This is a genomic window from Thalassospira sp. MBR-102 (assembly GCF_040549275.1).
Taxonomy (GTDB): Bacteria; Pseudomonadota; Alphaproteobacteria; order Rhodospirillales; family Thalassospiraceae; genus Thalassospira; species Thalassospira xiamenensis.
The window spans coordinates 208,503-234,281 of record NZ_JBEPTC010000003.1 but is presented as its reverse complement, the minus strand read 5'-3'; the positions used below and the strand labels follow the sequence as shown (position 1 = coordinate 234,281).

The 25,779-nt window shown below is 54.9% G+C and carries 21 protein-coding genes; 11 read left to right on the top strand and 10 right to left on the bottom strand.

Features of this window, described 5'->3' with window-relative positions; genetic code table 11:
* Positions 1-155 precede the first annotated feature (155 nt).
* A complete protein-coding gene (locus ABIE64_RS07600) occupies positions 156-1,238 on the top strand; it encodes a saccharopine dehydrogenase family protein (protein ID WP_071241443.1) in 1,083 nt (360 codons plus the stop codon).
* Positions 1,239-1,425: 187 nt separating this feature from the next.
* Positions 1,426-3,837: a tetratricopeptide repeat protein gene (locus ABIE64_RS07595; RefSeq protein WP_354377033.1), complete on the top strand. Its 2,412-nt coding sequence runs from the start codon at positions 1,426-1,428 to the stop codon at positions 3,835-3,837.
* A gap of 63 nt (positions 3,838-3,900) precedes the next feature.
* Here ABIE64_RS07595 and ABIE64_RS07590 read toward each other — a convergent pair whose 3' ends face one another.
* The 3 genes from ABIE64_RS07590 to ABIE64_RS07580 form a co-directional block, all read right to left on the bottom strand.
* Positions 3,901-4,407 (bottom strand): universal stress protein, encoded by a 507-nt coding sequence (locus tag ABIE64_RS07590; protein WP_007089998.1) that lies wholly within the window; start codon positions 4,405-4,407, stop codon positions 3,901-3,903.
* Between the two features lie 240 nt (positions 4,408-4,647).
* Positions 4,648-5,406 (bottom strand): TIGR02186 family protein, encoded by a 759-nt coding sequence (locus ABIE64_RS07585; protein WP_354377032.1) that lies wholly within the window; start codon positions 5,404-5,406, stop codon positions 4,648-4,650.
* Positions 5,406-6,329, bottom strand: coding sequence for a sulfite exporter TauE/SafE family protein (locus ABIE64_RS07580; RefSeq protein ID WP_085645055.1), 924 nt, complete (start codon positions 6,327-6,329; stop codon positions 5,406-5,408). The genes ABIE64_RS07585 and ABIE64_RS07580 overlap by 1 nt, the downstream gene beginning before the upstream one ends.
* A gap of 88 nt (positions 6,330-6,417) precedes the next feature.
* On the opposite strand from ABIE64_RS07580, the gene ABIE64_RS07575 reads away from it, so the two are divergent.
* Both ABIE64_RS07575 and ABIE64_RS07570 read left to right on the top strand, forming a co-directional pair.
* Complete coding sequence (locus ABIE64_RS07575; RefSeq protein ID WP_007089995.1) at positions 6,418-6,702, top strand: sulfurtransferase TusA family protein; 285 nt, start codon at positions 6,418-6,420, stop codon at positions 6,700-6,702.
* Positions 6,703-6,747: 45 nt separating this feature from the next.
* Positions 6,748-7,230: a GNAT family N-acetyltransferase gene (locus ABIE64_RS07570; protein WP_258548432.1), complete on the top strand. Its 483-nt coding sequence runs from the start codon at positions 6,748-6,750 to the stop codon at positions 7,228-7,230.
* A gap of 38 nt (positions 7,231-7,268) precedes the next feature.
* Here ABIE64_RS07570 and ABIE64_RS07565 read toward each other — a convergent pair whose 3' ends face one another.
* From ABIE64_RS07565 to ABIE64_RS07550, 4 genes are all read right to left on the bottom strand, one after another.
* The gene (locus tag ABIE64_RS07565) at positions 7,269-8,639 is read right to left on the bottom strand and encodes a DUF2336 domain-containing protein (RefSeq protein ID WP_354377031.1); all 1,371 of its coding nucleotides are present in this window, start codon (positions 8,637-8,639) and stop codon (positions 7,269-7,271) included.
* Positions 8,636-10,342 (bottom strand): sensor domain-containing diguanylate cyclase, encoded by a 1,707-nt coding sequence (locus ABIE64_RS07560; RefSeq protein WP_247643637.1) that lies wholly within the window; start codon positions 10,340-10,342, stop codon positions 8,636-8,638. The genes ABIE64_RS07565 and ABIE64_RS07560 overlap by 4 nt, the downstream gene beginning before the upstream one ends.
* A 29-nt stretch (positions 10,343-10,371) precedes the next feature.
* The gene (locus ABIE64_RS07555) at positions 10,372-12,189 is read right to left on the bottom strand and encodes a sensor domain-containing phosphodiesterase (RefSeq protein WP_354377030.1); all 1,818 of its coding nucleotides are present in this window, start codon (positions 12,187-12,189) and stop codon (positions 10,372-10,374) included.
* 240 nt (positions 12,190-12,429) lie between these two features.
* On the bottom strand, positions 12,430-13,116 hold the full coding sequence (locus ABIE64_RS07550; RefSeq protein WP_071241315.1) for a GGDEF domain-containing protein: 687 nt from the start codon (positions 13,114-13,116) through the stop codon (positions 12,430-12,432).
* Between the two features lie 149 nt (positions 13,117-13,265).
* Between ABIE64_RS07550 and ABIE64_RS07545 the strand changes: the two genes are divergently transcribed.
* Entirely contained in the window at positions 13,266-13,577 is a 312-nt protein-coding gene (locus tag ABIE64_RS07545) for a DUF5818 domain-containing protein (protein ID WP_007089989.1), read from the top strand.
* 39 nt (positions 13,578-13,616) lie between these two features.
* Here ABIE64_RS07545 and ABIE64_RS07540 read toward each other — a convergent pair whose 3' ends face one another.
* The 3 genes from ABIE64_RS07540 to ABIE64_RS07530 form a co-directional block, all read right to left on the bottom strand.
* On the bottom strand, positions 13,617-14,243 hold the full coding sequence (locus ABIE64_RS07540) for an SPOR domain-containing protein (protein WP_175484517.1): 627 nt from the start codon (positions 14,241-14,243) through the stop codon (positions 13,617-13,619).
* Between the two features lie 156 nt (positions 14,244-14,399).
* Complete coding sequence (locus ABIE64_RS07535) at positions 14,400-16,661, bottom strand: Lon protease family protein (RefSeq protein ID WP_354377029.1); 2,262 nt, start codon at positions 16,659-16,661, stop codon at positions 14,400-14,402.
* A gap of 337 nt (positions 16,662-16,998) precedes the next feature.
* The gene (locus tag ABIE64_RS07530) at positions 16,999-18,441 is read right to left on the bottom strand and encodes an aminotransferase-like domain-containing protein (RefSeq protein ID WP_037988511.1); all 1,443 of its coding nucleotides are present in this window, start codon (positions 18,439-18,441) and stop codon (positions 16,999-17,001) included.
* 139 nt (positions 18,442-18,580) lie between these two features.
* Between ABIE64_RS07530 and ABIE64_RS07525 the strand changes: the two genes are divergently transcribed.
* From ABIE64_RS07525 to ABIE64_RS07500, 6 genes are all read left to right on the top strand, one after another.
* Entirely contained in the window at positions 18,581-18,805 is a 225-nt protein-coding gene (locus ABIE64_RS07525; RefSeq protein ID WP_231858556.1) for a DUF1127 domain-containing protein, read from the top strand.
* Positions 18,806-18,920: 115 nt separating this feature from the next.
* A complete protein-coding gene (locus ABIE64_RS07520) occupies positions 18,921-19,889 on the top strand; it encodes a threonine dehydratase (RefSeq protein ID WP_354377028.1) in 969 nt (322 codons plus the stop codon).
* Positions 19,886-21,319 (top strand): pyridoxal phosphate-dependent decarboxylase family protein, encoded by a 1,434-nt coding sequence (locus ABIE64_RS07515; protein WP_354377027.1) that lies wholly within the window; start codon positions 19,886-19,888, stop codon positions 21,317-21,319. The genes ABIE64_RS07520 and ABIE64_RS07515 overlap by 4 nt, the downstream gene beginning before the upstream one ends.
* A gap of 46 nt (positions 21,320-21,365) precedes the next feature.
* Entirely contained in the window at positions 21,366-22,193 is an 828-nt protein-coding gene (locus tag ABIE64_RS07510; RefSeq protein ID WP_354377026.1) for a PhzF family phenazine biosynthesis protein, read from the top strand.
* Positions 22,194-22,472: 279 nt separating this feature from the next.
* Positions 22,473-24,344 carry an SLC13 family permease gene (locus ABIE64_RS07505; RefSeq protein ID WP_037988504.1) on the top strand — a complete coding sequence of 624 codons (1,872 nt, stop codon included), beginning with the start codon at positions 22,473-22,475 and terminating at the stop codon, positions 24,342-24,344.
* 161 nt (positions 24,345-24,505) lie between these two features.
* Positions 24,506-25,711: a phosphoserine transaminase gene (locus ABIE64_RS07500; protein ID WP_354377025.1), complete on the top strand. Its 1,206-nt coding sequence runs from the start codon at positions 24,506-24,508 to the stop codon at positions 25,709-25,711.
* Positions 25,712-25,779: the final 68 nt, after the last annotated feature.

The following is a 25,779-nucleotide window of genomic DNA, read 5'->3' as shown; positions in this document are numbered from 1 at the left end:
GGTTAAATCATGAGAAATGACAGTATCGCCGGGTTGTAACCGGCAGTCCAGCGGAAGACCATCAAGACAGCATAATAATAACGTTATCAGGGCCATAATCAGGCGGGGCCACGCATCATATGCGGTCAAAGGCGTCAAAATGGGAGTTTGCTGAAATGAAAAAAGTTCTGATCCTTGGGGCAGGTAAAATCGGTCGTATTGCTGCTGTCATGCTGCGTGAAAGTGGCGAATATGCGGTGACGCTGGCAGATTCCAACGGGCATATGCTTGAAATTTGTGCCAAGGATGATGCGGCAACGCTGGTCAAGGTTGATGTCACCGACGAGGCGGCATTGACGGATGTGGCCAAAGGCCATGATGCAATCCTGTCGACCTGTCCGTTTTACCTTAATGTCGCGATTGCGCGTGTGGCGCGCAGTGTTGGCGCATCTTATTTTGATGTCACCGAAGATGTTGAAACCACCCGTGCCATTCGTGATATTGCCAAGGATGCCGATGGGGCGTTTGTGCCGCAATGTGGTCTGGCACCCGGCTTTATTTCAATCGCGGCCCATGATCTGTTCAAGCGGTTTGATAGCGTTCAGAACCTGCGTCTTCGTGTCGGTGCCCTGCCGCAAAACCCGACCAACCGGTTGAAATACAACCTGACATGGTCGACAGATGGTCTGATCAACGAATATCTGAACCCGTGCGAAGCCATCCATAAAGGCAAGCGGATCGAGGTTCTGCCGCTTGAAGGATATGAGCGTTTCACCATCGATGGCACCGAATACGAGGCATTCAATACATCGGGCGGGGTCGGTGCGCTTTGTGACATGCTGGAAGGCAAGGTCGAAAACCTTGACTACAAGACCGTGCGTTACCCCGGGCATCAGGAAATCCTGAAAATCCTGATCGAAGACCTTGGGCTTGGCAAGCGCCCCGATCTGATGAAGGAGATCTTTGAAAAGTCGCTACCGATCACAAGTCAGGACGTGATCGTGATTTTTGCCGATGCAATTGGTACCCGCGATGGCGAGCTTTGCGAGGAAAACTTTATCCGCAAGGTTCATGGCACGGCAATCGGTGGCAGGAACTGGTCGGCGATCCAGATCACGACGTCGGCCGGGCTTTGTGCGGTGATGGATATGGTCCTGACCGGCAAACTGGCGGGCAAGGGATATATCCGGCAGGAACAGGTTTCGCTCGATGATTTCCTTGCCAACCGTTTCGGCCGCTACTTCAGCCACGAGGGTTGATGAATAACCCCCACATCATGCTTTTTGGCATGATGACAAACTTTGCCATCCGGTCTTGTCAGGCCGGGTGGTTTTTTGTGTGTGCTTGCCATAGTCAGAGCCCATATTTTGTGGCAAAGACGTGGTTTGTTAACGCTTGGCGCCTATGGTGGCGGATTAAACAAACTCTCGGGTGGCGATACGATCCTTGTCTGATCTTGGCGAGATGTTCCGGTTTGCAATCGACCTGTTTGAAACGGGTCAACTGGCGGAGGCAGAAAGCGCCTGCCGCAAGATGACGCTTGCCTATCCGCAGGCGGCAGAAGCCATGCATCTTGCCGGTCTGGTGGCGATGAAACAGGGCAATGGTGATATTGCTGCCGAACGCATGGGCCGGGCTGCAATCGCGGATGCCAATAACGCCGAAATCCAGCACGATCATGCGCAGGCGTTAAAGGCAGTCGGAAAATTGCGCGAAGCCGTTGGTGCGTTCAAGCGCGCGATTCGCCTATGCCCCGATTCCCCTGCACTTTATTGCAATATCGCCAATACCTATCGCCAGCTTGATGAACTTGAACTGGCGCATGAAAATTACATGCTGGCCCTTCGACTGGCACCCGATGTTGCCGAAATTCATGCCAATCTTGGGGCATGCCAGTATGCCATGGGGGATATCGCCGGGGCAGAGGCATCCTGCACAACCGCGCTCAGGCTGCGTGATGATATCGTCAATGCACTTGTGCTTATGGGGCAGATCCGGCTTGATCAGGGGCGAACGGTTTCGGCATCCGAACCCCTTTTGCGTGCCCTTGAACTGCAACCGGGACATCAGCGCGCCCTGACGGCTTATGGCGATGCGCTTTTCCGACTGGGGCAGTTTGCCGGGGCGCTGCATTGCCTGCGTCAGGTTCTGGCACTTGATCCGCAGGATGCCGGGGCGCGGCGGACGCTTGCACTGTTGTATTTGCGAACCGGGCAGGGGACCGAGGCGATTGGTGCGCTTGAAGCACTTTTGCATGCAAATCCCAACGATCCCGACCTTCTTTTGATGATGGGCGAGGCATTAAGCCTTGCCGGACGTCACAGCGAAGCCGTCGAGCGATTTGGGGCGTCGATTGGTGCGGGGGGTGGCGATGACGCCGTGTTCCGGCTGGCGGTCGAACTGGCGGAAGAAGGCGACGCGGCATCGGCCCAATCGGTTTTGCAGAACGCCATTGATCGCAAGATTGCGATTGGGGAAAATACGGCGTTGTTCCGAACGGCCCGCCGATTGCTGTTTGCGCCGGTCCCGGCCGATCTGGCAGCCCAGAATGACGAAGTTGTTCGTGATCTTCTCGACGATACGCTTGATGACGATGATCTTGACCTTGATCTTGGCCAAAGTGACCTGATCGATCCGATTACCCTGACACGGTTCCCGCCAGTGTGGCGTGCGGCCCTTCGTCCCGAAGGCGATGCACAATTGCGTGCAGTTGGTCATTATTGGGAACGGTTGGTTTCAGGTTATGACGTGCCTCATGTTGCGGCGCGAACCCGGCCAAAGGGTGGCAAGGTCCGGCTTGGCGTTGTATCGGCCAATATGCGCGATAATGGTATTGGTCGATGGATTGCGGGGCTGGTCCGGGCGATTGACCGGGACCGTTTTGATATTACGGTTATCCGTCCGCCACTGGGCGAGGATGACATTACCGCCCGCATCGACGCCGAGGCCGATCTGGTGGTGCCATTGCCGCTTGATCCGTTGCATTCGGCGCGCGTGATTGCGGGCCTTGACCTTGACGTTTTGCATTATGCCGATCCACAGGCCGATGCTTATACGATGTTGCTGGCAAGCTGGCGTCTGGCACCGTTGCAAATTGCCGGTGGCGGGATTGCCGCGACGACCGGGCTTGCAAATATTGACTGCCACCTGATTGCCGAGGATTGGGAAACCGCGGGCGGTGAAACCCGCTTTAGCGAGGAATTGATCCGTCTGCCCGGATTGTTTGTCAATGCAACACGGCCCGATGAGATCACCTTGTCGCCGGGCGATTTGCAGCGCCGCTGGCGGATTGATCAGGATCGGAATACCTATCTTTGCCCGCAGCCGCTTGATGTTCTGACGGCTGATTTTGATCCGCTGATTGCCGAAATCCTGCGCCTTGATGAAACCGCCGAACTTTTGCTGATCGCACCGGAACGCGATAGCTGGGACGCGGCATGGGGGCGGCGGTTTGCTCTTAACTATGCCGATGTCGCCGGACGCATGCGGTTTGTTTCGGTGCATAGTCGTGCAGATCTTCATTCCCTGCTGTGTGCGGTGGATGTGGTTCTTGAAAGTCCGGCATGGAACGATGCGATGCTGGCGTTTGACTGCCTTGGTCTTGGTGTGCCGCTGGTGACCTTGCCGGGCAAGGGTGCACGCTCACGGCGTAGCCATACCTGTTATCGCCAGATTTCGGTTTTTGATTGCGTTGCCTATCATTCGGCAGATTACGTTGAAACCGCCCTGACACTGGCAACAGATAAAAGGCGACGTTCGGTGGTTTCACAGGCCATTCGCAATCGTGCCCATGTCCTGTTCGGGCAACGGTCGTCTTTTGAAACCTATATGAACTTCCTTGAAGATAGGGCTGCTTGATAAGCTTGTTGCCCCATAAGCAAAGCCTGACAACTGCCTGGCTTTGCTTTGTCTGGCTAGGGCTCAGCTGAGCGCGTCGATATCGGCTTCTGACAGGGCCGCTGGCACGATGGTCAATGGCAGGCGCAATTGACCAACCACATCCCGGTTGGTCAATGCGGTGATCAGTGGGCCTGGGCCATCACTGTTGGTGCCAGCGGCCAGAACCAGAATGGAAATCTGTTCTTCTTCGTCGAGCAAATTCAGAAGTTCGTCTTTCAGGCGTCCTTCGCGAATGAACAGAAGCGGCATGGAGCCGGTCTGTTCATGGACATAGGCGGCCAGTTCGTTGACGCGTGCTTCGGCGTTTTCGCGAGCTTCTTCCTGCATCAGATCGCCAACTGCCATCCAGTGCTGGAATTCAGCAGGTTGAATGACGCTTAGCAGTGCGACACGCCCCCCGGTATGCTGTGCACGGCGACAGGCATAGCGAAGCGCCTTGGTCATTTCGTCACTATCGTCGACCACAACAAGGAACGTGCGATCCGTGGTGGCAGTACGCAGTTCGCGGTCGGCATCAAATGAATTCATGTCGTCCTGTCCTGAATAAAATGGGTTCCGGGTGAATGGGCACCAACGTGCGGGGCGAGGCGCAATCAAGCCAGACAGACAAAGTTTGCCGTAATTCAAGGCCGGTTTCCAAGCTATTTTTCAAGCATTCCGACAAAGAAAATATCTTTACGCAACTGCAAAACGCGATGGTGCATGTGCGAAAATCATCAAAGGAAGATGTAAGGTGCATGGTCGTTCAATTGAAGATTGGGGCCTGGATCAGCGTTTCCGGAAGGCGACGCTTGCGATCCAGCCGGCACCGATCGCAATGATGACAGCGATGATGCCATAAAGTGCCGAATAACGATGTGCGAAGTCATAAACTTCTGCGCTTACACCGGTTTTTGATACGACCAGCGGCGTTGTTTTAACGCTGGCAATGCGTCCGTCACGGATCAGATAGACATTGATGGTGTAGGTACCGGTCGGGGTATTGGCCGGAAAATGGATATCGGTCCGGAAAAGCTGATTGGACAGGAAGCTGATTTTGGCCGGGCGCTGGTTGAAAAGGCCGACCGCGCGCATGTTGCGCAGCAGGGCATCTCGATAATCGCTGCTGTTGCGATCCTTGTCGTCTATTTCAGTGACAAAGCGTTGATGTTCAAGCCCGATACGGTAGTCGTTGTAAAGCTGGGAATTGGCGATGATTTCCATCGGCCGGTTCGACGCGCTGGCATAATAGGCGGGCACATTGCGGAATGTGGCGCTTTCGCTGTTGACCCAGATGCCAACTTTCCGTTCCTTGCGCCGCACGACCATATCCTGATCGGGACCCTTGACCGTCACGATCACATCGCCTTCGCTTTGCACGGCACCAAACAACAGAACATTGGTGCCGGTAAAGCCGGTGGTAATGGCGACTAGGTGGTTGGAAAGATCAACTACCAGTGCTTCGGCGCGCGCGCGTTCAGGCAGGGCCACGGCCAGCACCGCAGCAACGGCAAGCAGTGTGTGGATGATCGCGCCCGATTTGTGCATTACAAATTCTCCGGCGCGACGGAATACAGTTCGGTCGGCGTGATCACCAGATCGAACAGAAGTTTCAGGCAAACCGAAAGTACCAGAAGCCCCAGCATTGCGCGCAAATGCTCTGCCTTAAGCCGCGATCCGAATTGCGCGCCAAATTGCGCCCCGATGACCCCGCCAATCAAAAGAAGGATGGCAAGGGCGACATCGACGGTCTGTGTCTGGATTGATTGCAGGAAGGTGACGTTTGCCGTCACGAAAATGATCTGGAACAGCGACGTCCCGATGACCACACTGGTCGGCATGCCAAGGATATAGATCATGGCCGGAACCATGACAAACCCGCCACCAACCCCCATCAGAGCCGTCAACAATCCGACAAAGAGCCCGACAAGAAGCGGCAGTAATGCGCTGATATAAAGGCCCGAGCGATAAAACCGCATTTTAAGTGGAAGACCATGCACGAAGCTGTGCTGGTGCTTTTTGGTGCGGCGGAGCTGCCCGCCGCGGCGTCGGGTACGGAAAATGGCGCGCGATGCTTCGATCAGCATCATACCGCCAATGATCCCCAAAAAGATCACATAGCAAAGCGAAATGACCAGATCGATCTGGCCCAGGGAACGCAACCATGCAAAGACCCAAACCCCGGCGGTCGATCCGGCAATACCACCCGCAAGCAGCACGAGGCCCATTTTAAGATCGACATTGCCGCGTCGCCAATGGGCAAAAACACCGGAAACAGAGGATGCGACGATCTGATTTGCTGCGGTGGCAACCGATACTGCGGGGGGGATTCCGTAAAAAATCAAAAGCGGCGTGATCAGAAATCCGCCGCCAACGCCGAACAATCCGGACAAAAATCCGACGCCGCCGCCAAGCCCCAATATCAGAAAAATGTTTACCGACATCTCGGCAATAGGCAGATAGATTTGCATTGCGGGCGGGCATCAGCGTTTGATTGATTCTGGAAAATCAGTCTAACATATTGTGCAAATGCAACAATCGCCAATTCACGGATTGGCGATGATTATCCCGATTTTTATAAGGTTTTTCATGTCGTTTACTCCAGAAGACCCTTTCGACCTTGTTCTTGATGCCCGTGGACTGATTTGTCCGATGCCAGTGCTGAAGGCAAAGAAGGCGTTGCGCGATGTGCCGGTAGGCGGCGTTCTAAAGGTTTTGGCGACTGATCCGGGATCGGTTGCAGATATGAAATCCTTTTGCGATATGACAGGAAACCGCCTGTTGTCATCGACACAGGAAAATGATGTGTTTATCTATCATATCGAGAATCTGGCCGCGAAATAACCACAAGAACCGCGCCCGCCACGTCCGGAAATGAAAGTTGCCGCCATGTCCGCCTCATCATCACCCCTGCAATGGGTTCATTGTGCCTTTGACGATATGACGCCGCGTCTGGTCCATGACCTTTTTCAATTACGGCAACAGATTTTCATCATCGAACAGGAATGTCTTTTTCCCGATATCGATGGATTGGACCCGATTTGTCAGCATGTTCTGGGATTACTTGATGGCAGGGTGGTGGCAGCCGCGCGCATTGTGGCACCGGGTATTGACCCCGATCATTCCGCACAGGGGCAACATCCTGCAATCGGGCGTGTCGTTGCCAGCCCGGATTTGCGCGGGCAGGGGATCGGCCGTAAACTGATGTTGCAGGCCATTGCATCCTGCGAAGACAGCTTTGCGGGTAAGGGCATTTTTCTGAATGCCCAGCTGTATCTTAAAAACTTCTACGAGGGGCTTGGCTTCATCCAGTTCGGTGAGGCGTTCTATGAAGATGGCATCGCCCACATATCAATGCTGCGTGCTTCCTGATCGCGGGCGGCGGGTATGGCTGATACGGCCGGTACGGTTTAGCGTAGGCCGACCGTTGCCATACCGGTAAAGAATTCAAGCTGCCACTTCATGTCTTCTTCGCTCAAGGGATATGCCTCGCCACGGGGATTAAGCGTCTGACCGGGCGGAACATGACCGAGTTTGACCTGAATTTTAACGGCCAGTTCGGCAGAAAGGCCGGCCTTCCATGCCAACGACACAACCCCCTTGGCCGAATGGGTATTCAGGACCTTGCTTACCGCTTCTGGCGGAATTCCGGCAAGTACGGCCAAGGCGGCACGTGCCAGTTTGACATCATTGGCGGCCAATGCCTTGGCAACTTCCTTGTCGGTGAGTTTGCCTTTGCTATGCAGGACCAAGGCCTTTTCGTAGGAGGATTCTTCTTCCTCTTCGCCTGCTGCGCTGTCTTTACCGTCTGCCTTGGCTGCGACTTTCTTTTCGGCCTCTTTTTGCTTGGCCTTGCGGGTTTCAACCGGGACTTCGTCGCGTTTGTCAAATTCGCCTGACGAAATGCGGCGATTGACCACTTCACGCACGGCTTCCAGCTGTTCCTTTTTCAGGTCTTTACGACGTTCAAGCACACTGATGAGGCTTTCGGCCACAAATCGCGCCAGTTTCCCGGCCGCTGTTGGTGGCAGTTGCGGGCGTTCAACCAATGGCTTGTGCCATTCGGGATAATCCGGGGCACGATCAATCAGCTGATCAAGCGTCTCTTCGCGGATTTGAGCCGATTTATTGCCCAGAAGGTGCGAAATCGCGTCCTTATCGCTACTTGCCGCAATCGCATCGGCCAGTTTTTCGCCGACATTGCGTCTGCGCGAAATAAAGCTTAGCGATCCGCGCCCGGTGCTGCCTTCGATGATTTCGAGCAGGTCCGTTTCGGTCAGAACCGGCGAATATTGCAGCACTGGCCCGCACACGACACTTTCCGTATCGCGTGCCAATTGCTGAATGATCGGTTGCGGCGCGTTGGCGATATCCTTGAGCGTTTCGGAAATCACCTGACGGACATGGACGGCCTGATCACGGGCAAGCTTGTCCAGCGCCTCGTAGGTCATGCGGCGCAGCTTGTCCGACTCGTTGGGTGTCAGTCCGGCTGACAGATTGGCAATCTTTTCGGCCAGACTGCCACGAACGCTGTCATCCTTGTCGTCGGTCAGCAGGACGTCGGCTTGTACCGGGGTTGCCTGGTTTGCTGCAATATGACGCCGCACCTGGGAATCCGCATCACTTGCAAGATAGTACAGGATTTCGGGTTTGGTATCGTGACGCTGGGCCAGTACCCCGCGCACATTTGCATCCGGGCTGGCTGCCATATCCTTGGCTTCATCATACGTGATCGGGGTTTCCCGACGTTTGGTGAAGACCCTCTGCAAAAAGCCCTTCATAGGGGTGTCTCCTGGTTTTCTATTTTTGCTGGTTCATCCGATCCGGGAGGGGCGGCAATACCGAAACTGCCTTTGCCGTGTTTTTTCACCTGATACATGGTCTGATCGGCGCGAAGCACAAGTTGTTCAAGCGGTTCTTTAGATGCGGCATCGCGCACCGCAATACCGACCGAAATACCAAGCGGGCGATCTTTGGCACCGGAAAACGACGATAAGGCTGCGCTTTTTTCCAGAAGGATGCGTGCGCGCTTCGCCGCGGTTTCCATATCGGCCCCATCCAGCCAGACGACAAATTCATCGCCGCCAAGACGCGCGACCAAGTCAACCGGGCGGGTGTTGTCCAGAAGAATACGGGTTAGTGCCAGAATGGCCTCGTCTCCGGTCTGATGCCCGTGTACATCGTTGACCAGCTTGAAATTATCCATATCAACATACATCAGTGCCGCGGGCATGTTGTCATGCAGCAGTCGGGCATGGCGACGACCGAGTTCGTCGAAAAAGGCACGCCGGTTCAATAGCCCGGTCAGACCATCGGTCCGCGACAGGGTGACGATCCGGTCATGCTGAGCGGCCTGTTCGATTGCAATGCCGATCTGATCGGAAACCTCGGACATGATGGCGCGTTCGCCTTCATTCGGGACGGGGTGATCGGCATTGAAGATAAATATCACTGCACCATTCACCCGCTGATGATAGTGGGAGTGATGAGCAAGAACGCGATAGTTTTCGATTTCTGCTTCGAAAACGTCTTCGTTTTCGTCAAGCTGTTTCAAGGCCTGATTGGCAATCGGGTCAATGTCTTCGGGGCCGTGACAGGCGACCATTTCGATCTCGTCGGTGTCTTCGTTGCGGCGAAAAATCGCGCATCCCGCACAGGCCAGCGCGCGCGCGCTGGCATCGGCCGCCCCTTTCAGGACAAGGGTCGGATCGATTTCATCGCGCATGGTTCGCACGATATAGGTCATCAGCCGGTCACGGTTTCGCGCGGTGGCGACTTCGCTTTCTCGGCGGCGCTGTTCGGTAATGTCATGGGCAAGCCCGCGCGTGCCGGTCCAACGGCCATCACGCGTGTAAACCGGGGTCGAGGAAACGGCCAGACAGGCGGCATTACCATTGGCCCGTTTAAGCCAGATCGGCACATCCCGAACGGCCTTTTGGCTGCGAAATACGATTTCGCTGTCCTGATCGGCGGTATCAAGCAGGAAATCAAGAGGTGACCGTCCGACAAGCTGTTCGGCCTTGTAGCCAAGTGCGCCGCGCGGCGAGACGAAAATGAATTTGCCGGTATCGTCGGTTTCCCATGCGAAGGCAGAGGATACTTCGACAATGTCACGGTAACGCTGGCGCGAATCAATCAAGGCCTCGCGCAGGTTACGATCCATACTGACATCACGTGGCAGCAGCAGGACACGGTTATCAGCCATTGGCAGGGCGGTCAGTTCAAGCGTTGCCGTGCCGCGCTGTACTTCGAAAGTCAGCAGTTCTACAACCCCGCCGGGTGTTGTGATCGCGCGCAAGACCAGTTTGTTGATTTCGGGGAATAGGCCGTCACGAATGCCTTCGGCAAAGCTTCGGGCATTTTTGTTGGCAAACAGGGGCGTTCCGTTCTTGTCCATGACCAGAACGGGGGCCTCTGCATCGGCCATGGTCTGTGGATCAAGGATGAAAACCTGTTCGGACGTCACATCGGTATGGTCAGACATTGCCTTCTCAGCATCCTTGTGGTGCCGGTTCATTTTCCGCCTCCGGTCGCATCGGCGGTTTGCGTGGTATTTGATGATCCGGTATTCACACTGGCAAGCGTTACAGGCGCGCCAAGATGATATCCTTGACCGTAATCAATGCCCAGATCGCGAACCAGTTCGAAGCTGGCCTTATCATAGATCATTTCTGCAATTGTATGGATGCCAAGATCCCGGCAAAGCAGGGCCGTAGCCCTGATAAATGCGCGGCCTTTGGGTTTGGCCAGAGCGGTTCGCATGGCACCGCCATCAAATTTGATGATGTCGACGTCAAGCGCGCTCAGATATTCGAAATTGGCGGCCCCCGCCCCGAAATCGTCAAGGCAGACAAGGTGCCCGCGTGCGCGCAGGCGCTGCAGACCGTCATTCACGTCGCGCAATCCGCGAATGCGCGACGTTTCTGTCACCTCGAACATGATTTTTGCCGGATCGATATCATAGCGATCCAGAATTTGTTCAAGTGCTGGCAGAAAATCCTGCTGTTCAAGCGAGTGGCCGGATAAATTAACCGCAACAGAATGAGTTACGCGTTCAGGTTCAAGCGTGACGTGATCCAGCACCTTCTGACACATTGCCAGATCGAATTCGGTGATCAATCCGGTGCCTTCGGCAAAATGAATGATCTGATCAACCGCAAGGGCGCTGCCGCCATCATGGAACCGCGCCAATGCTTCGTAATGGTGCATTTCAAGGCTTTCGAGATGCACGATCGGTTGCAGTGCGACGGCAAAGGATCCATTCTGCACAATTTCGCGAAACGCCCGAACCGATTTCAGGGTTTCCTGAATAAGATGCGGCAAGCTTGCTGACAGGCGTTCGGCCGATACATCCGAATCACCGCGATGCTGAAGACGATTAAGCGCATATGCAACAGCACGCGTCAGATTGGTTTCTCTTTCACCATTTTCTATCGGTTGGCGGACATTCTGTGTGAGGCGGTGAAACCCGCTGGCAAGGTCGTAGTCACGGCCAAACAGATCATTGTTGGTGAGTGTCGAAGCACCCGACGTGCCAGAACTGCCCGTGGCAAGGTTCAGGTTTTTGAAAGGATCGGGGGCGTTTGCCGCATCGCTGCAATCCGGATCGTCAAGATCGGCGCGTAATGCACTGGCATAGGCGACAATTCGGCGTTCCAGTTCGATCATCGGCTCGTCAACCAGATAACCGCCGTCTGGTTCAAGGTTTTCGGGACTTCGGCGGTTGCCGATGCCAATCCCGATCAGGCGCGCAAGTTCGTTGGTCGCATCCGTTTCTGCCTGGCTGCGAAGGGCGGCGAGGTTTTCAAGAACCACAAGGGCTTCGCTATGGCTTGAGGCCATGCGTGCGGCGGTTTCGGCCTGCTGGTCGTTCTTGCCTGTTTTTGAGCTTACCGCAGACAACGTGTTTTGCAGGATCAGGCGATCAATGCCCGATCGTGCGCGCGGACGTATCGCGCGATGGCGGGCCGCAATAAAATAACGACCGATCGGTTCGGAAATCATATAGCCGCTAAGTGACAGGGGAACCGGATTGCCAAGGGCAATTCCATCATCCTCGATCAACTGAAAATCAAGATCGAGTTCTTCAAGCCGTTTGATCCCGGAACTGGCATGAAGATAGGCCCGTAACAGCGGCCGTTCCGACTTTATGACCAGCTTATCAAGTGCCTCGCCGATCAATCGTTCCGGCAGGCAGCCCAAAAGACTTTCGGTCGCACCGGCCACAAACAGGATGTATCCGTTCTCGTCGACTTCAAGCAGCATGTCCGCCCAGCAGAACGCCATGGCAGCCAGTAGGTCCCTGTCGTTTGTTTCTGCTGAATAACTCATATTGTCCGTCATACGAGAACCATCACAAGCCTGACCCCCAAAAGCTTCGGATGAGTTCCGAAGTCGTTTTCCCTGTTCTTCTTAAATAGCGATCTTAAGGGGCAATATGAAGGAAAAGGACTTAATAAACAAAAAAAAGCCGGTGGATACCGGGCATTGTGATTGCACAGGGCTGGTTTGTGTCACGTGACGCAGACGGGAACCGTATTTCAAACGACAATACTGACATCTCAGTCACTGTCAGGCGGCGTTGTGGCTGCTTTCGGAATGGGGGCGTTTTGCGTGTTTGTTGGCATACATTGCGTCATCTGCCTGCTGCAAAAGCTGTGCGATATCGCTTTTGCCACTATAGACGGTAAAGCCGAAGCTGGCTCGGATCGGAAGGGCTGCTCCCTGCCAAATTAGCGGGAAGCGCGATGTTGCTTTTTCAAGGTCACTTATCCGACGTTCTGCGACTTCGGGAATGCTGCCGACCAGCAGGATGGCAAATTCGTCACCACCAAAGCGGGCGACAAAATCATCAGCGCGTGTATGTGTGCGAAGGTTTTGGCCGAAATGGCGCAGGATGGCATCGCCAGCGGCATGGCCATGGTGATCATTGATCAATTTGAAGCCGTCAAGATCGGCAATGACCAGAATGCCGTTTTCCGGGTGACGGGCGGCACGTGCCATGGTTTCGCGAACACGACGCAGGAAACCGCGACGGTTATAGAGACCTGTCAACTCGTCGGTTTCGACCATTTGTTCAAGCTGTCGGATGCGGTTCTGCTGCTGGTCGAGACGGTTTTGCATGTCGCGTGCAAGATCAACAAGTGTCGCAAATGCATCCGTGCTTTCGGCTTCAACTGTGGCACGGGTGTTAACATCCGTTCGCGGTTGAAACTCGTCAGCCAGTTTTTTCAGAAGCTCTAGATGCGAGTTGTTCATCTTTGATCTTGTTATCAATGACAATGCAAACTGAAACGCGTAAAACGTTTGACAGTATCCTTTTTAAAGTCCAGTGCGTTACAACATCATTAACGAAGAAAGTAAGGTTTTGTGACGGCAGGAAACCGCACGAGCACAGGAGAACGATAATGAAAACCGGAATTGGCGCCGTGTCTGGCAAGTTTGCTGCGATTCTGGCTGCGGGAATGTTGATGTCGGCATGTTCGGCATTTCAGAAAGAAAACATGACCCTGACCGGGGAAATTACCGATAATGGCCGGGAATGCGTCACGTTTCGTGCGGATGACGGAACCCTTTATGCGCTGGCAAACAAGGCAAGCAATTTCCGTCCTGGTGACAAGGTTCGGGTGACCGGCCATGGTGCGTTGATGACGACCTGCACCGAGGCCGAAACCCTGATCGTTGACAAGATTGTATTGCTGGGCGGTGATGCCAAATAGGACGGTTTCCGGTCGCATTCACGCAACGTGAATGCGACTTTATTGATTATGCGTTGCAAAGCAATCCGTGCCGTCAGCTAAAAGCTGGCGGCATTGTTTTTCAGCGCTGGCAATATCAGCAAACCCACCAAGGCGCAGTCGATGAAACGTTCCCTTGGTTCCGATGTCTGTGGTTGAAAGGTTGCGGGGGTGGGATTGTGCCAGATCGGGATACCGGATCATGAAACTTGCCCAATAGGTTTGGGCACTGATCGTGTCGCGAAACGCACCAAGCTGGATCGCAAATGCGCCGTCGGTTCCGGCGGGGGAGAGACTCGTCGCTGTCAATGTTGATGCCTGTGACGCACCGGTTTCCGGAATTAAAGGCGATACTGTCACATGCTGTGTGTTCGCGGATGCAGATGCAGATTTTGGCTGGGCGATGAGTGCTGGCGCAGGTTTTTCCATGATTGTGCGTTTTGCGCCTGCTGCTCGCGATGGCGCGCGTTTGATACCCTGTTTTTCCATTCGATATTGCTCGGCAAGGCTTGGCCGATCTGTGTCTTCAAGTAAAACGGGGTCGGTTCGTATGGTGCCGGGCAGAAGGCTGAAAGGTTGATTGACCGGCGACGGGCTGCTGGTGTGAACGGGTAGATCGGTCGGTATGGCGTCCAGACCGGATTTCATTTCTTTGCTTGCGGGATGTGCTGTCTCGATATTTTGCGCCGTGACCCGACCCGGGCCCATGGTCATAAAAAGACCGGCGGCAATGCATCCTGTCACGATACTGGCCAGTTTGGATCCGTATCGAACGCGAACAGGGGATGTCGCCGCCGGTATCATTTATTGTTCCGACCATGCCGGGAAGGCGTGGCGTTCGCGCAGGATGCGGTCATTCTGGCGCAGCCGTTCCATTGCCTTGCCATAAACGCTGTCGGCGGTGTACTGGCCTTCGGGATGATCGCCACATGGCTTGCCGCTGAGCAATTCGATGGCGTCATTGATGTGTTCCACCGTCCAGATGTTGAACTTGCCCTGACGAATTGCCTGAACAACTTCCTCGCGCAGAACAACATTTTCCGCATTGGCCAGCGGGATGATCACACCCTGATCGCCGGTAAAGCCCTGATCGGCACAAATGCGATAAAATCCTTCGATCTTGTGCGAAATGCCCCCGACTGGCTGTGCCTGCCCGAACTGGTTCATTGATCCTGTTACACCGATATTCTGGCGCATCGGGATGTTGGAAATTGACGAAATGATCGCGCAAAGTTCGGCCATGGATGCCGAATCACCTTCTATCCCGCCATAGTTCTGTTCGAACGTCACGTTACAGGCAAAGGATAGGGGGAATTCCTGTGCAAAGCGGGATTTAAGGAACCCTTCGATTGTCATGACCGATTTCTGCTGCAATGGGCCAGACATATCGACCATGCGTTCGATGTTCAAAACGCCGAGGCTGCCGACATAGGAGCGTGCGGATACGCGTGCAGGCAAACCAAATGCGTGATCGCCATAATCGAGAACTGTCAGCGCGTTAACCTGCCCGACAACCGCACCATAGCTGTCGATCAGAATTTCGCGACGCTGAACCCGTTCATGGGATCGGTCTTCAAGTCGGCTGTTGCGATGACGGCGTTCTTCGATGGCGCGTCTGACATCGGCGGCCCGGATGCTGCTGCGTTTGTCGGTCTTGGCCAGTGCGCCGGCTTCGATGGCTACATCTTCGACCCGCTCGATCTGTGCGGTCAGTTTGTCACGTTCCCCGGCCCAGCGGGCCGCCTGACCCAGCAATTGGCGGATGGCCCCGTTATCAAGCGGGATGCCGGTACGTGACAATGCAGAATCACGCAGTAATCCGGTATAGATCGAAATGTTACGACCTGCGGCGGGCATGTCGGCATCAATGTCGGCCTTCACCCGGAAATGGTTGCGAAAATCAACATCCAGCGAGAAGAATGTATAGTAATATTTCGGTGCGCCGACGATCACGACCTTGACGTCAAGCGGGATGGGGCGCGGTTCCGGTGCACCGGCAGTTGGCGGGCCGGATTTATGGGTTTCCTCGATCCGGATTTCGCCATCACGAAGGGCTGCTTTTAGGAACGCCCAGCTGTCTTCGTGTTCGACCAGCGATTCCGCGCGTAAAACCAGAACGCCGCCATTGGCGCGATGCAGGGCACCTGGCTTGATCAGGCTGAAATGCGGGTGCATGCCACCTGCTACCGGGCGGTACTGGATTTGGCCAAACAGGTTATCATAGCTTGGGCTTGGTTCCAGAACGACATCAGGATGCTTGTCGCGCGAATGGTCGATCAGAAGATTGACCGCATAACGGTCATCGACGGTTTCGGGCATTTTGCCATCGCCGCTGTCGATGGCGGGCTGGTCGCTGGCTTCTTCGAACGCGTCGATATTATCCAGAATGTCTTTTTCAAGCGCTTCGAACCACGCCTTCATTCCCGGTGCAGTGAATTTGTCGCGGATTTTGCGAATGCGCGGCTTCAGAACGACCTTTGCGGCCCCGCGGCGAAGCGCATCAAGCGTGTCGGAAATCTGTTCTTCAAGATCGCGGGTCGAAAGCAGCGTCTTGCGGGCTTCTTCGGCGACTTCTTCAAATGCATCTTCGGCTTCGGCGCGGCGCTCTTTGGGGATTTCGTCAAGCGAAACGGGCTCGCCGTCCTCGTTCAGGGCGACGATCATCACGCCTTTTTCGTTTTCCTGAACATCCAGACCGCGTTCGCGGGCATATTCGCGCAAGGCGTCGAATTTTTCGCGCAGTTGTGCACGCGCTTCTTCCGTCTGGGTCTGGGTTTCGGTCAGGTGGGCTGGCGCGTTGAATGCGGATGCAAATGCCTCGCGCAGGTGCGATACCAGCGTTTCCATCGCATCGGCCAGTTTGCGGCCTTCACCGGCGGGAAGGGCATAAGGGCGCGGGCGATTGGTGCGGGAAAAGTTGTTCAGATATACCCAGTCCTGTGGTGCTGGGCGCTCTTCCATCGACTTTTTTAGATATTCGAGGGTTGCGGTCATACGACCAGCGCGATCAAGGCCCAGAACAAAGATGTTGAAGCCCGGCTCGGACATTGAAAGACCGAACTTCAATGCCTCTGCTGCTCGGTAATGCGATGAAAAAGCAAAAATTTCAGGAGATTGGTCTTTGTGTGGGCTGCGAATCCGGAAGTGGGGGAAGCCACAATCATCAGCGTCGAGGCGGGAAACTGGCATTTGCTGTCTTTCTGCTGCCCAAAAAGGATGTGATCAGGCAAGGACGCCGATCACGAAATCTTATCTTGGAAGCAACGCGATAGGACGGTCAAGAGCAGCTTGTCGATTTTGCGATATGGGCGTCCCGGGTATTGATGATGTGATGGTGTAATGCCCCGTGCAGCTATTATCAAACCGCAACCAAAAGGCGTTTCAGTCATGGACAAAAAACGGTTTACATCACGACCGTATTGCCAAACTCGCTGGTTTGCAGCAGGCGTTCGACAATCTGAACGCCGTGACGCAGACGTTCGGTCGATTTTTCGGCCCCGAAACAAAGCCTTAGCCCGCGTTGTGGATGCCCGACCGAAAACTGCTGTGCCGCGGTCAGAAGCACACCGTTATTGGCCGCATTCATGACCAGTTCACCCGGATCGATATGGTCGGGCAGATCAAGCCAGATATGATAGTTGGTCGGATGAAACCGGACATTGTAGCCCTTTAGCGTGCCCAGAATGATCGAAAGCCGTCTTGCGGCTTCTTCACGGTGCCAGGCTTCATATCGTTTGAGGCTGCCATCTTCGATCAGGCGTGAAACAAGTTCCAGATTGATGGCCGATACCATCCAGCAGGTTGATCGAATGGCGCTTGCGAGTTTGGCGATCATTTCGCTTGGGGCGTGGATATAACCGACGCGAAGACCGCCGCCGATGCTTTTTGAGACCCCGTCCAGATAGATGCTGCGTTCCGGCGCAAAGCATGAGAGCGGCGGTGGCGCATCGGGATTGAGGAAGTGATAGATGCCATCCTCGATCAAAAGCAGATCATATTTGCGCAGAATTTCAGCGATTTCCATGCGTCGCTGTTGGCTCATGGTGCAGCACAGCGGATTGTGCAGGGTTGGCATCAAATAAATGGCGCGCGGGCTTTGTGTCCGGCAAAGGGTTTCAAGAACATCCGGAATGATGCCTTCGTCGTCCATGGCAACACCACGCAGACGGAATTGCAGCAGATTTGCAAGGCTGCGCAGGTTCGGATAGGTCAGTTCCTCGCACAGGACCAGATCGCCTGGTCGTACGGTTGCCAGCAATGAAACCGTCATTCCGTGCTGAACGCCTGCGGTTGGCAGAACACGTTCCGGATTGTCATCCAGTCCGAGTGCACCGGCCATTGAGGCAAGGGCGCGCCGGTGGCCCGGCATGCCATATTCCGACTTGTAGGTGATCATGTCATCCAGAGGGGTACATTTGGCGACATCAATCAGGACATTGCGAATATGGTCTTCGCGCGGGGGGAGGGGGCAATTCATGCGGAAATTGACCGGCCCGATATCCTCGTCATCATCATTTGCCGTTTCGCGGGCCATTTTCCCGATATTGTTACTGAAGTGTCCCGGTGCGGGAACCGTCGCCGCCATATCCAGTTCGCTTTGCAAACTGCCCAGCACATATGTGCCGCGTCCGACTTCGCCAGCAACAAGCCCCAGTCTTTCCGCCTCGCGGTAGGACCGCGTAATCGTGCCGACTGTAACGCCCAGGTGATAGGCAAGGTCGCGATGGGTGGGAAGACGGTCGCCGGGTTTGAGTGACCCGTCATCAACCGCGCTGCGGATGGCGTGTGCGATCCGTCGATAAACAGGGCCGCTGCCGCCTTCGATGTTTGGAAGCCATATTGTCATGGTGACAATGTTTAAATTGACACAATGTCAATGTCAATGACAAAACAAAATCGGTACAATTAATCGACAGGAGGAAGTGATGGTAAATTGTAACGATACAATCCGGGTTTCCGAACTCAATATCAAAGGAAACGTACAGATGAACACCAAAGGCGCTGTCAAGGCGACTGACTGGCGTTCTGCTGTTGCCGGCATCGCTGTCTTCGTCGTCGAATATCTTCGCGTCTGGCAGGAACACGCACGCGACCGCAGAATGTTGGAAAAGCTTGATGATCACCTTCTGAAGGATATCGGAATGACGCGATCCGATCTGGATCACGAATTGTCAAAGCCGTTTTGGACAGGGTTCCCCCCGCGCAACTAGATTATGTTGCGCCGAACGGAGGTTCACGCTCCCTCGTGCCTCCGTTCGAACCCTGTCTGAATTGTCCCGATGAATATCATTCGATTGTACTGATGAACTATCCGAAAGGGTGACAATGTCGCTGTTTACCGAAAAGGAGCTTCGCGAAGCTGCGTCTTATGTCCACCAATATGTGGCTCCGACGCCGACAATACGCTGGCCGTTGCTGGATCGGGCGACTGGATTGTCCCTGTATGTGAAGCATGAAAACCATACCCGCCTTGGTGCGTTCAAAATTCGTGGCGGGCTGACATTTTGTCGTTATCTGAAAAATTCCATCGGAGTGTCGCGGGGCATCATAAGTGCCACGCGTGGCAATCACGGCCAAAGTCTGGCACATGCCGCCAGCCAGTCGGGCCTTTCGGCAACCATTATTGTTCCGCGCGGCAACTCGGTTGAAAAGAACGCAGCGATGCGGGCTTGGGGTGCCGAGGTCATCGAGCATGGCGACGATTTTCAGGATGCTTCGGAATATGCAGGCCAATATGCCGCTGCCGAAGATTTGGTGATGGTGCCGCCCTTTCAGCCGGAACTGGTGCGCGGCGTTGCATCATACGGGCTGGAATTGTTTGATGCGGTCAAAAAGCTTGACCGGATTTACGTGCCGATTGGCATGGGGTCAGGGATTTGTTCGTTGATTACAGTGCGCGATGCTCTGGGCTTTGATACCGACATTATCGGTGTTGTCGCGACGGGGGCAGATGCCGTGCTGCAATCCTTCCGGGCGGGCAAGGTGATCACAACACCAACCGCGAATACGTTTGCAGATGGCGTTGCCTGTCGCAGTCCTGATCCGGCAGCGTTCGCAATCATCAAAGACGGCGCGTCAGATATTGTTGCGGTAAGTGATGATCAAATCCGCGATGCCATGCGCCTTTATTTCAGTTCCTGCCACACCCTTGCCGAGGGTGCGGGGGCGGTATCACTTGCCGCGGCGATTGCAGATCACGAACGCAATATCGGCAAGAAGACTGCTGTCATTCTGAGTGGTGCGAATATCGACCGGACCGACTATGCCCGTATCCTGAACGGAGATACCCAATGAGCCGCCCGTTAAATCGTGCCGAAAGCAGCCCCACTGTAAGGACGGCGCGTCATCTGATGTTTGATGATCTTGAACAGCTTGACCAAATCCTGGCCGCAACCAGCGATATGGCACGCGACTTTGTTCAGGGTGCTGACGACATGGATGTGACCTGCCGCGACTTTTCTGCCTTTGATCCCTCGCGCCCGATGCCGGGGCAGGGCCGCGGTACGCTTGATGCGCTGCGGGCAGCGAAGAAAGAAATTCTGCCGCTGCTCGCCGCATCAATCGGTCCCCGTTATCTTGGTTTTGTGACCGGCGGCACGACACCGGCCGCCCTTGCCGGTGATTGGTTGACAGGCGCAATCGATCAGAACGCAACCGGCCCGGAGGGCAGCGTTACGGCAGCAGTTGAAGAACAGGTGATCAACTGGATTTGCGAGATGGCCGGGCTACCCCACGGGCGTTTTGACGGTGTGCTGACTACCGGTGCGACCGTATCGAACCTTTTGGGACTTGTTGCCGGGCGCCAATGGTGCGGTCAGCAGATCGGCGTTGATGTTGACGCCGACGGGGCGAGTGTGCTGCCAGGTTTTGAAATATTTGCCGCAAGCCCGCATGCCAGCATGATCAAGGATTTGTCCGTCACCGGGATTGGTCGCAATAGCTTTACCAAGGTTGCAACCCGACCGGGGACCGAGGAAACCGATATCACCGATCTTAAAAACCGCCTTGCGGCAAGTACGGCCAAGGCCAAGCTGGTTATCGCGTCTGCGGGCACGGTGAACGCCACCGATTTCGATGATCTGGGGGCGATTGCCGATTTGTGTGCTGCTTTTGGGGCGTGGCTGCATGTCGATGCGGCGTTTGGCATGTTTGCAGCCCTTGATGATCGTCGTGTCCATCTGCTAGCAGGACTTGATCGGGCAGACTCGATCACCTCAGATGGTCATAAATGGCTGAATGTTCCGTATGATTGCGGGATTTTCCTGACCCGGCATATCAGTGTGCTTGAAACCTGCTGCCGGGCGTTTGCGCCGTATTTGCAGACGGATGCGGTTGGAAATATGTACATCAATCGCGGGGTGGAAAATTCCCGCCGGTTCCGGGCTTTGCCGCTTTGGCTGGCGATGGTCGCCTATGGACGTGACGGTTTTGCCGGGATTGTTCGGGCGAACTGCGATCAGGCTGTTGATCTGGCGCAATGGGTGCGTGGTCATGACCGGCTTGAATTGCTGGCCGATCCCAAACTTAACGTGACCATGTTTACCGGCCCGGGCAGCGATGATGATAATCGTGCCTTGCTGGCGCGTATCAATGCGACTGGGAAACTGTTTATGACGCCGACGATTTATGGCGGGCGGTTCGGGTTCCGGGCTGCGTTCAGCAACTGGCGCATGCGCGATCACGATCTGCAAATCGTCAAGGATGCGATTGACAGTGTGCTGTAAAGGCGCTGTTTTCCAAGTATCAAAGACCATTCAGGATAAAAGACGAATGAAAACGCTTCCGATTTATCAGATTGATGCTTTTACCAACCGGATGTTTGCCGGTAATCCGGCGGCAGTCGTGCCGCTTGATGGCTGGCTGTCTGATGCGGTGATGCAAAATATTGCGATGGAAAACAATCTGTCGGAAACCGCCTTTGTGGTGAAGCTTGATCCGGCAAATAATGACGGGGCCGATTTTCATATCCGATGGTTCACACCAACGGTCGAGGTGCCGCTTTGCGGGCATGCAACATTGGCCAGTGCGTTTGTCATTTTCAATGTCCTGGGCTTCAAGGGCGATTTGATCCGCCTGCAAAGTGCCAGCGGCATTCTGACCGCGCGGCGCGATGGTGATGCGATTGTACTTAATTTCCCCAAGCAATCGATTGCTCCTGATGATGTTCCGGCGCATGTTCTTGCCGCCATATCCGACGCAGCCCCGCGGGGGACTTTCCATGTTACCAGCCGGGATACCGATTTTGTCGTGGTTTATGACGATGCATCGGTGGTGCGGAACATGAAACCGGATATGTCGGCATTAGGGAAACTTGCCGAACGCGGCGTAATCGTTACCGCACCAGGTGATCAGCCGGGCATTGATATGGTATCGCGGTATTTCCTGCCCGCCCTTGGTATCGATGAAGACCCTGTAACCGGCTATATGCATTGTGTTGTTTCGCCATATTGGGCGGAACATAGTGGTAAATCCAATGTTGTCGGGTATCAGGCGTCCAAGCGTGGCGGGATCGTTGATTGTACGATTGATGGGGAACGCGTCCATCTGAAGGGCAATGCGCTTTTGTATCTTAAGGGTGAGATTTATCTGCCTGATTGACGTCGGACAGACTGTCGAAAAGCGATCGTTGCAATGGCGGGCAGGGCACAACACTGTCCGCCATTTTTATGGCAAAATACCGGGTTTTGGTAATCTGGCAGGGTTGCGCGGTCTACCCACTATCGCGCAGGGCCGTGATCAGACGTTTGATTTTTATTGACCTCTTGCGGGGGCTTTCGTCTAAGTAATGGCAAAATACGACTTTCGGGGAATGGACGGGCGTTTTGAATAGCCTGCCACAACCCCGTATAAAAGCGCTGTTGCAGGGGAAGATAGATCGTGATCGATAGTGTTGTCGCCAGTTCTGCGACGCCATTGCAGATGTGGGTGGTTCTGGCGCTGGTCGCCGGATCGCTGGTCCTGTATGGGCTGGAGCGCATATCGCTTGAGCTGACCAGCATGGCGCTGATTGCCACTTTGCTGCTGTTCTTCAATTTCTTCCCGTTGCCCGATGCCGATGGCAACAACCTGCTTGATGCGGGCGCGCTGATGTCTGGGTTTGCCAACCCGGCCTTGCTGACTGTGCTTTCATTGTTGGTCGTCGGGCAGGGCATGGTGCTGACCGGCGGGGTCAGTTATATCGCTGGTCTGATTACCGAACATGGTGGCAAGAATGCCTCGATGGCGATTTTTGTCGGGTTGTTTGTCGTGATGCTGATGTCGGCATTCCTGAACAACACCCCGGTCGTTGTTATCTTCATACCAATCATTCAGGCGCTGTCGGAGCGTATTCAGCGTTCGCCCAGTGCATTGATGATCCCGTTGTCTTACGTCGCCATTCTGGGCGGGATGACGACCCTGATCGGGTCTTCGACCAACCTTCTGGTATCAAGCTCGTTGATCGAACTTGGCATGCCAGCACTCGAGTTTTTTGAATTTACGGTGATTGGCAGTGTGCTGGCGCTGGTGGGCTTTGTCTATGTGCTGTTCGTCGCGCCCCGCCTTTTGCCCGCGCTGGCATCGATGCGCAGCAAGCTTGCCAACCCCGATAGCAGTGGCAAACAATTCATCGCCCAGATTACGGTCGGCCCGGCGTCTCAGATGATCGGTACCCGTCCTGTGGCCGGGTTCTTTAAAGACCTGCCCAATATTACGATCCAGATGATTGTTCGGCGTGAACATGCCGATCTGCCGCCGTTTGACGAAGACATGGAAATTCAGGCAGGTGACGTTCTTGTCGTTGCAGCCACGCGCAAGGCCCTGACCGAGGCGCTGCAAAAAGATCCGGGCCTTCTGCATGCGGAAGCCGCGGCCGTCCATGAAGGCGGTGAAGAAATCCCGCAGAAATCGACCCAGCTTCTGGCCGAGGTCATGCTGCCGCCAGGATCGCGTCTGATCGGTTTTAACCTTGAACAGATCGGTTTCCGCTATCAGTACAAATGCCTTGTCCTTGGCATTCAGCGCCGTTCGCGCATGATCCGCACGCAGATGACCGAAATCCGCCTTGAAGCCGGTGACGTTCTTCTGGTGCAGGGGCGGTCCGAGGATGTTGAAGCCCTTCGTACCATTCGTGATGTGGTTTTGCTGGAATGGTCGACCCGTACCTTGCCGCGCCCGTTCCATGCCCGTCGTGCCGCGGCCATTTTCCTTGGTGTGATTGCTGTGGCGGCGACCGGTCTGGTGCCGATCATGGTTTCAAGCTTTATCGGTGCGGCGCTTATGATTGCATCTGGTGCGCTTAACCTGCGTCAGGCAGCGCGCGCGATTGACCGGAAGATAGTGCTGCTGGTGGCGGCTGCCCTTGCCCTTGGCAATGCCTTGCAACTGACCGGTGGGGCGGAATTCGTGGCCGATCAGTTGCTTGCGGCAACGCGCGGGGCACCGGCACCGGTGATTTTGTCGCTGTTCTTCCTGATTGTTGCGGTGTTTACCAATGTTCTGTCGAACAATGCCTGTGCTGTTCTGTTCACGCCAATCGGGATTGGCATGGCCCAGAATCTTGGGGTTGAGCCGCATATCTTTGCCATTGCGGTGGTGATGGCGGCCAACTGTTCATTTGCATCGCCGGTGGGGTATCAGACCAACCTTCTGGTGATGGGGCCAGGGCACTATCGATTTGTCGATTTCCTGCGCGCCGGGACGCCGTTGATCATCATTTTGTGGCTGGCGTTCAGTCTGTTCGCGCCTTGGTATTACGACATTCCGTTCTGATCTGAAATGCCTGTGCGCGATTGGCTGATCTGTCATGCAAATGCGGGCAGTTATAATGTGCCAAAGGCGTTTGACTTTTGAGCGTGCCGCAATAGGATCGGGCTCCGATTTTGACGCAGAATAGTGCGCCTGCACCGTTCGATTATCTCAGGAATATGCCGATGGCCCAGAATGCCAATGTAACCGCCAATTCCACTGATGCCTTTGCCAAACCAGACCAGCGCCCCGAAAGCCCGAATTTTTCGTCGGGCCCGTGCAAAAAACGTCCGGGCTGGTCGGCAGATGCGCTTGATACCCGTGTTCTTGGCCGGTCACATCGTTCCAAATTCGGCAAGGAACGCATGGAAGAGGTCATTGATCGTTCGCGTGCGATCCTGAACCTGCCTGATGATTATCTGCTTGGGGTTGTTCCGGCGTCCGATACCGGTGCGGTGGAAATGGCGTTGTGGTCACTTTTGGGGCCACGCGGCGTTGATATGCTGGCATGGGAAAGCTTCGGGTCGCTTTGGGTAACCGATGTTTTAAAACAGCTTAACCTGCCTGATGTTCGCGTCATGGAAGCCGATTATGGCAAGTTGCCCGATCTTGGTGCGGTTGATTTCGACCGGGACGTTGTCTTTACCTGGAACGGCACGACAGCCGGTGTGCGGGTGCCAAATGGCGACTGGATCGCATCGGACCGCAAGGGTTTGACAGTTTGCGATGCGACCTCGGCGATTTTTGCCATGGAACTGCCTTGGGACAAGCTCGACGTTGTAACCTATAGCTGGCAGAAAGTTCTGGGCGGCGAGGGTGGTCATGGCATCATTATTCTGAGCCCGCGTGCCGTTGAACGCCTTGAAAGCCATAATCCTGCGTGGCCGATGCCGAAAATATTCCGCATGACCAAGGGCGGTAAACTGATTGACGGCATTTTCCGTGGGGAAACGATCAATACCCCATCGATGCTGGTGGTTGAGGATGCGATTGATGCCCTGAAATGGGCCGAAGATATCGGCGGTCTTGACGGTTTGCTGAAACGCACCCGTCAGAATCGCGCCCATCTTGATGAATGGCTTGCCAAAAGTGATTGGGCGGCTGATTTGTCGGAAAAGCCGGAAACGGCGTCCAATACATCAATGTGCATCAAGATTGTCGATCCATGGGCGTTATCATTGCCATCGGACAAGCAGGCAGCATTGCCCAAACGCATTTCGCAGATCCTTGAGGCCGAAGAAATCGCAATGGATATCAATGGCTATCGCGATGCGCCTCCGGGCTTGCGGGTTTGGGGCGGTGCGACGGTGGAACCCCGTGATGTCAAGGCGTTGCTGCCGTGGCTTGATTGGGCATATGCGACGGTCAAAGCTGAAATTCAGGCTGGATGATCGGTAATTCGTGAGTATTATTTGCGTCTTCGGGGGTTTTCCCGTTGCCCTGTCCGGAACAAAGCGTT

Excerpts from the sequence above, each read along its gene's own strand:
- ABIE64_RS07580 (WP_085645055.1), bottom strand. The coding sequence starts at position 6,329 with ATGCAAATCTATCTGCCTATTGCCGAGATGTCGGTAAACATTTTTCTG.
- ABIE64_RS07515 (WP_354377027.1), top strand. The coding sequence starts at position 19,886 with ATGAGCCGCCCGTTAAATCGTGCCGAAAGCAGCCCCACTGTAAGGACG.
- ABIE64_RS07540 (WP_175484517.1), bottom strand. The coding sequence starts at position 14,243 with ATGAAATCCGGTCTGGACGCCATACCGACCGATCTACCCGTTCACACC.
- ABIE64_RS07560 (WP_247643637.1), bottom strand. The coding sequence starts at position 10,342 with ATGTCTGACCATACCGATGTGACGTCCGAACAGGTTTTCATCCTTGAT.
- ABIE64_RS07500 (WP_354377025.1), top strand. The coding sequence starts at position 24,506 with ATGGCCCAGAATGCCAATGTAACCGCCAATTCCACTGATGCCTTTGCC.
- ABIE64_RS07545 (WP_007089989.1), top strand. The coding sequence starts at position 13,266 with ATGAAAACCGGAATTGGCGCCGTGTCTGGCAAGTTTGCTGCGATTCTG.
- ABIE64_RS07575 (WP_007089995.1), top strand. The coding sequence starts at position 6,418 with ATGATTATCCCGATTTTTATAAGGTTTTTCATGTCGTTTACTCCAGAA.
- ABIE64_RS07520 (WP_354377028.1), top strand. The coding sequence starts at position 18,921 with ATGTCGCTGTTTACCGAAAAGGAGCTTCGCGAAGCTGCGTCTTATGTC.
- ABIE64_RS07585 (WP_354377032.1), bottom strand. The coding sequence starts at position 5,406 with ATGCACAAATCGGGCGCGATCATCCACACACTGCTTGCCGTTGCTGCG.
- ABIE64_RS07600 (WP_071241443.1), top strand. The coding sequence starts at position 156 with ATGAAAAAAGTTCTGATCCTTGGGGCAGGTAAAATCGGTCGTATTGCT.
- ABIE64_RS07570 (WP_258548432.1), top strand. The coding sequence starts at position 6,748 with ATGTCCGCCTCATCATCACCCCTGCAATGGGTTCATTGTGCCTTTGAC.
- ABIE64_RS07530 (WP_037988511.1), bottom strand. The coding sequence starts at position 18,441 with ATGACAATATGGCTTCCAAACATCGAAGGCGGCAGCGGCCCTGTTTAT.
- ABIE64_RS07550 (WP_071241315.1), bottom strand. The coding sequence starts at position 13,116 with ATGAACAACTCGCATCTAGAGCTTCTGAAAAAACTGGCTGACGAGTTT.
- ABIE64_RS07590 (WP_007089998.1), bottom strand. The coding sequence starts at position 4,407 with ATGAATTCATTTGATGCCGACCGCGAACTGCGTACTGCCACCACGGAT.
- ABIE64_RS07555 (WP_354377030.1), bottom strand. The coding sequence starts at position 12,189 with ATGAGTTATTCAGCAGAAACAAACGACAGGGACCTACTGGCTGCCATG.
- ABIE64_RS07510 (WP_354377026.1), top strand. The coding sequence starts at position 21,366 with ATGAAAACGCTTCCGATTTATCAGATTGATGCTTTTACCAACCGGATG.
- ABIE64_RS07565 (WP_354377031.1), bottom strand. The coding sequence starts at position 8,639 with ATGAAGGGCTTTTTGCAGAGGGTCTTCACCAAACGTCGGGAAACCCCG.
- ABIE64_RS07525 (WP_231858556.1), top strand. The coding sequence starts at position 18,581 with ATGAACACCAAAGGCGCTGTCAAGGCGACTGACTGGCGTTCTGCTGTT.